At 61.4% G+C, this 6,097-nt stretch carries 6 protein-coding genes; 1 reads left to right on the forward strand and 5 read right to left on the reverse strand.

Annotation, left to right across the window (positions count from 1 at the left end; translation table 11 throughout):
* Positions 1 to 126: 126 nt before the first annotated feature.
* Complete coding sequence (locus JCM12296_RS31825) at positions 127 to 837, forward strand: hypothetical protein (RefSeq protein ID WP_054701557.1); 711 nt, start codon at positions 127 to 129, stop codon at positions 835 to 837.
* 474 nt (positions 838 to 1,311) lie between these two features.
* Here JCM12296_RS31825 and JCM12296_RS31830 read toward each other — a convergent pair whose 3' ends face one another.
* From JCM12296_RS31830 to JCM12296_RS40580, 5 genes are all read right to left on the reverse strand, one after another.
* A complete protein-coding gene (locus JCM12296_RS31830) occupies positions 1,312 to 3,027 on the reverse strand; it encodes a DEAD/DEAH box helicase (protein ID WP_054701559.1) in 1,716 nt (571 codons plus the stop codon).
* A 121-nt stretch (positions 3,028 to 3,148) separates the two neighbouring features.
* Positions 3,149 to 3,763, reverse strand: a complete 615-nt coding sequence (locus tag JCM12296_RS31835) for a LysE family translocator (protein WP_054701563.1) — start codon at positions 3,761 to 3,763, stop codon at positions 3,149 to 3,151.
* Positions 3,750 to 4,922, reverse strand: a complete 1,173-nt coding sequence (locus JCM12296_RS42880) for a GNAT family N-acetyltransferase (protein WP_218188388.1) — start codon at positions 4,920 to 4,922, stop codon at positions 3,750 to 3,752. Before JCM12296_RS42880 ends, JCM12296_RS31835 begins: the two co-directional genes overlap by 14 nt.
* Positions 4,862 to 5,248: a hypothetical protein gene (locus JCM12296_RS31845; protein ID WP_054701565.1), complete on the reverse strand. Its 387-nt coding sequence runs from the start codon at positions 5,246 to 5,248 to the stop codon at positions 4,862 to 4,864. Before JCM12296_RS31845 ends, JCM12296_RS42880 begins: the two co-directional genes overlap by 61 nt.
* The coding region (locus JCM12296_RS40580) for a hypothetical protein (protein ID WP_172684214.1) at positions 5,229 to 6,097 on the reverse strand (869 nt) is incomplete at its 5' end. The genes JCM12296_RS31845 and JCM12296_RS40580, both read right to left, overlap by 20 nt.

Raw genomic sequence — 6,097 nt, forward strand, 5'->3', positions numbered from 1 at the left:
GCGTCGCCCTTGGCGCGGTGGCCGGCGTGGAAACCGGTCCCGGAATGGTCCTGACAGCCATTGGCGGCGGTTTGATCGGCGGGATGGCCGGTTATTTCGGGGCGGACTGGATTGCAGACTGGATCTATGAAAACTGATCCCACAACAACCTGGCCCATTGCGGTTCAGGAAACCCAATCACTCACCTTTCTGGGGCTTCCGCAGCGCCTGGGCAATGGCATGCCACCCACCCGTGAAACCTATGATCGGTTTCCACCGCTTGACGCCGTTGCCGGAGATGATTGGTTTGCGCGAATACTGTCCGTCCTGCTGCCGCGCACTGTCGTTTGGGCATGGTGGGCGCCGTCGCGAACCAGGGGGCTGAAAGCCATCACAGCACACACGATGCCGGCCGACATCCCGCTGACAACGCTGACGTATGCCGTGAAAAGGCGCTGGTTGTTGCATGGCAGGACGCTGGTAATGGTTCCACCGGCCCTGCATGAAGCGCAAAATCAGGTTCTGGAATGGGCCGGGATCGACACCGAGCGCGCACCTGAACTTCTCCTGGCGGCGCCATCATCATGCCGGATCTGGAAATCCGAGTCCATTTTCTCATGGTGTCGGAATCGCACCGCATGGAAAGACCCTTCCGCGGTGGCGGAGGTGCCGGCGGATCGGGTTGTCGTGATGTTCGATGGCGATATCTACTGTGCCTTGCCCGCGAGTCAGGCGCCTGCTCAGCTTCAAGCCCTGCATGCACTGGCCGCAACATGGGGGCTGGAAGTCATTCCCGGTCCGATGGAGCATGCTTGGCCGTCACCGGAACAACCGCCTCAGGCTGGCGGAAATAAATAATTCCCCCAGATCGCGCCGGATTTGGGTTCGTCTACAAGGCGCTGCCACCGGTGCATATCGGGAATATGTGCCGGTGGCGGCAACGCGGTAGACGGGCACAAAGACAAGCAGGATGGAGGAATTATTTCTTTCCGCCAGCCTTAATAAACGAACTTCAGTGCAAGATCATCCACGATACAGGCACCCCTTCTGACAGACTGGCTCACCGCTTAGAAGTCTTATGTTAAGTTTAGAACTTGAGTGTCCCAACTTCCTCTGGTGAACCAGAGCTGACCGGAATCCGTGCCATCGAAGGAGACGATGCCGTAAAGGCGATCTGTTGAAAATGGCTATCACTTCGCCTGAAAATTGTAAGCCAAACGAGCCAACTTTTCGCGGTCAAGGCCCGCTCTTCCAGGGTCCGGCAGGGAAATGGGATTCCGGTAGACACATGAAGACAACGGGTGGACTGCGGATTACCGGCAAAAAGGTTTTTCAAAAAAGCGACATCTGCCCCTTGAGGTCCAAGCGCATGCCGTATTCGTCTTCAAAATCTTCCTGGATGCCCTGGATTTCACCGGGCGTAAGGCCGGCCACGCTGGCGGAGATCGTGTCGTTTTGGGCGTCGGCGGACAGATTGCGGATCTGGCAGCCTTCGGGCAGCATGGAACGCAACAGGCTGCGTGGACGCACGGGGCCGCCTTTTCGCTTGGGCGGCTCAAAAATCACCGTGCGGCCGGCGACCCGTTGGATGTGCCACTTCAGGTAGGCGAAGCGCTCGTTCTCCGTTTCCGGCGACCGGAAGGTGATTTGCAGGGTGGTTTCATCCACATGCAGCCTGGCGCCGACCGCCCCCGCCTGCTTGAGGATTTCCCGGGTGGATTTGCGGGCCTCGTTGACAGAGCATTCGCCTTCCCGCGCCTCGTAATGCAGCACCGGTTCGCCGTCCAGGCCGGCGGTGACCACCTCCGGCGGCAGGCTCATCAAAATCGACTGCACCTCCTCCATGGAGGCCGCGTCGCGAAGGCGCAAAAACGCGTCGGGGCAGGTAACCCTGATCCCGGCGAACGAGCGGGCCTGGCGGAAGGGATCGGATCCGCGGCTGCGCCATCCCTTGGAAAGGCCGGCCATCTGGGTGGCCCCGTATTGCAGGGGATGGGCGCTGCGGTCGACGATGTCGATGACGATGCAGGTATGCTTACCGGGCGAGGTCCGCAGGCCCCGTCCGATACACTGGGTGTAGACCAACGGCGAGGTGGTCGGCCGGGCCATGAGGATGCATTCCACGCTCGGATCATCGAAGCCCTCGGTGAGCACGCCGTAGTTGGTCAACACCTGGATCTTTCCGTCGGCAAAGCGCTTGAGGATGTCGCCGCGATTTTTACTCTTGCCGTCGACCTTCTCCGCCCGGATGCCCAGGGCCGAGAAATCCGCAGCCAGATCCAGGGCGTGCCCGACCCCGGCGCAAAAGGCGATGGTCTTCTTTTCCTTGCCCTGTTCCATCCACGCCTTCAAGGTCAACGCCCGGTTGGCGGCCGTGTTCATCACCCGGGAAAGCGCGCCCACCTGGAAATCGCCAGCCGACATCTTGACCTTGTCCAGGTTCAGGTTCCCCCGGATGGTGAAATAGCGCATGGGCACCAGATAGCCGAGATCTTCCAGATCGGCGCGGGAAATTTCGAATGCCGTGCGGCCGAAAACGTCCAGGGCCGACTTGCCGTCCGTGCGTTGGGGGGTGGCCGTCATGCCGAGCAGCAGGGTATCCTGGTCGGCTTGGGTGTGAAAGTAGTCGATCACCTCGCCCCAACTCGGTGCCAGCGCCCGATGGCACTCGTCGCAGATGATCAGCGCGTAGTCCTTGGGATCGTAGTTTTCCTTGCGGCGCACCAGGGATTGAACCGACGCCAGGGTGATGGCGCCATCGCCCTTGACGGTTCGCTTGCCCTGCTCGATCTGCACCCCGAGTCCGGGCAGATGCCGCCGGATGGTGCGGGCGGTCTGATCGATGATCTCCCGGCGATGGGCCACGAAAAGGACCTTGCCGAAGGTCTTGGTGGCTCGCAGGGCCTTGATGATATGGGTCGCGATGACGGTTTTTCCGGCCCCGGTGGGAAGGAAAAGCAGCATGCGGCGCTGGTTTTGCTCTTGATAACGCGAGACCACGGCGGCAACGGCTTTTTTCTGATAGGGGCGGAGTCGAAAAGGGCGCATGCGGATTCGATTACCCCAACGCGTTTAAAATATCCATGAGATTCAAACCCTCCTGGGGCCAGCGGACGCTGTCGTGGATGGCGGCGCGACCTATCCTGCGGCGATTTTCCTGCCGCCAGCCTTACTGCTCGGCCAGCGCCAGCTTGATCCCCAGAGCGGCAAACAACAAGGCGAAGGAACGCTGAAGGCGGTGCAATGTTTTCGGTGAATTGACCACGTAAGTCCGGACCATGTCGGCACAGATGCCGTAGAGGACGAAGATGACCAGGGTCATGACCATGAAGATGCCGCTCAGCAGGAACATCTGGGGCAGAGGCCCTCCGGCATCGGGCGATACGAACAGGGGGAGAAAGGCCAGGAAAAAAATGGAAAGCTTGGGATTGAGGATATTGATCAAGAACCCCCTGGTAATGATGCGGCCCGCTCCGCTGCGGGTGCCCCTGGCATCGAGTCGAAGGACGCCCGTGTCGCGCCACATGGACCAGGCCAAGTATAACAAATACGCCACGCCCGCCATTTTGACCACCTGAAAGGCCAGCGCGCTCACATGTAAAATAGCCGACAGCCCCAGAATACTGGCAAGCAGGTGGGGCACAATACCGGCCGTACATCCCAGTGCGGCCGCCGTGCTGGCCCGCCATCCCCTGAAAAGCCCCGTGGAGACGGTATAGATCACGCCTGTCCCTGGCATCAGAACGACGACCAGGGAGGTCAACAGAAATTCAGTGCTTGGCAAGGTTATCTCCTTTCAGTTGCTTTTGCATGTGTCGATGGGGAATGCCGGCATCCATGAATTGATCGCCATAGCAGCGATAGCCCAGTTTTTCGTAGAATGGGATCGCCTGCACTTGGGCGCCCAGGGAAACTCTTTCCAGTCCGTTGGCGATCGCGCTTTCTTCGAGAAAGCGGATCATGCGGCTCCCCAGCCCCCTTCCGCGAAAGGGGCTCAGGACGGCAATGCGGCCGATGTGACCGTCATCCGCCAATCGGCCGGTGGCCACCGGCCGGCCATCCCGCAAAAGCAGGGCATGGCGGCAGAAAGGATCCTTTTCATCCTGCTCCAACGCCTCAGGCACCCCCTGTTCCTCTACGAAAACCGCGCGGCGGACCGCCATGAGACGGCGGCTTTCCGCGTCAAAACTTGTTTCGATGATCACCGCCAACACGTCCAGAATATCCATGAAATTCAACCCCTCCTGGGGCCAGCGGACGCTGCCGGTGTTGGCCAGATAGGGGCTTGCCAGCGCCTGGCCGAGCCAGCGGCGGGCCAGGGCCGGATCGTGGTCGTTTGCCTGGGAACGGGAATAGGGGACCGAAAGGTTCTTCTCCAGAAGAGCACGGTAGAGGATCCGTTCCGCCTCCAGGGGGGGGAGCCCCCGTTCCTCCCGGTGGCGGTTGATGCGGCAAGGGATGGCGATGCCCGTGGGGTCCAGATCCCCGAAATAGCGGATGCCGGCGGCGGCCACCTGGTGTTGGATTTCCGTCAGTCCGTCGCTGGCCCGTTCGGCGGCACAGGCGGCAAAGCCCTGACCGTAGACCACGGCGGCATATCGATGACAGGTGGCGTTGGCCCGACAGCAGCTCCAGTAGGTATTTGAATTCTCCACGACCAGGAGGGGCTTTCCCGCGGTTTCACGTGGATCCAGGGAGAAAGGGCGAAAGGGCAGCGGTTCGGGGCAGTAGAAGCAATCCAGATCGTCCAGGGTGACGCGGCCGCCGAACATGCCTGAGCGAACGTAAGCATCCAGGGCCTTTTCATCGCCGAAGATCTCCAGTGCCCGTTCCCGGTGCGGCACCCGTACCGGCTCCGGCGGACGGTCCAGCAGGTAGCGGTTCACCTGCTCGGCCCGTTCCAGTTCCGCCCGCGTACGCAGGGTGTGGGCAAAGGCCACCATGCGCGTGGCTCCCAGGCCGTTTTGTTGCGCAGCGCGTCCAGGGTTTGCCGATGGGTCTTTTGCCGCTCGTCTTCGTCAGTGCGAATAGCGGTGACGTATCGCGGCAGGCCGGTCAGGCGATCCCGGAGATGCCGGGCCTTGGGCAGACGCAGATGTCCTTCGGCCGCCAATGCCGTCAAGGTTTCCAGCAGGCGCTCCTGGAATTCGAAATCGGACAGGGCGTCGGCCCTGGGGCGCACCGCCGCCGCGATCTTCTCCATCGCCACCCGTTTCTTTCGGCTGGCGCCGAGCACGGCCAGCACGGCATCACGCCAAGACGGGCGCATCGGATTTCTCCACGTGAAGTTCGGCGATCTCCAGCAGATCGTAGGTCGCATGGCCGATTTCGACCTTCTTTTCTCCCTTGCGGATGGCCACGCGCAATTCGAACAAGTCCAGGGATTCGCGGTCGTTGATGCCGGTCAGGTAGACGCATTGAATGCCCATAGCCCGGGCCACCTTCAATTGAGCATCGAGGAAATCCGAGCGGTTGCAGACCCCCAGGGGATTGTCCAGCACGAGAAAGGCGGGAATGCGGCCGTCGGGATGGCTGTGGCGCTTTTTGCGCATGGAGATCAAAAGGGTGTAGAGCAGCACCGCCGTGGTCAGGGCCTCGCCGCCGGAGCCCAGGTCCTTGCCCACCGGTTCATAGTTGCGGCCGGTGTCGTCGCACTTGAGCAGGCGGATGCCGAAGGTCTTCTTCCCCGTGGCGGCGCCCAGCAGCTGGTAGAGCAGTTCGCCTCCCAGGCAGTTGCCCCTGGCCGGATTGACCTCGGGCAGGCGGTCCTGCTGGATCAGTTCATGCAGCCAGTTCTCCACCGAGCGTTTGAAATCCTCACCGTGGCGGGTGAAATCGAGCCGCGTGCCGGTGCGCAGGATGCTCTGGCCGCCGTAGACGTAGACATCCTCGGGCAGGTGCTGCTGGGCCGCGGTCTGCAGCTTTTGGTGATACTCCTTGGCGCGCGAGAGCAGCATGTCCACCAGGTTGTCCATGATCTGCTGGGAAATCGAAAGATCGCTCTCGATATTCTGGGCGATCTCCTCGCAGCGCCCGATCAGCTCCTCGGCCTGGGCGCCGAGGGACTCGGTGTCGTGGCGCCGAAGCTCGTCGATGATCGCGGGCAGGTGGCTGCGGA

This window comes from Desulfosarcina cetonica JCM 12296, assembly GCF_001311845.1.
GTDB lineage: Bacteria > Desulfobacterota > Desulfobacteria > Desulfobacterales > Desulfosarcinaceae > Desulfosarcina > Desulfosarcina cetonica.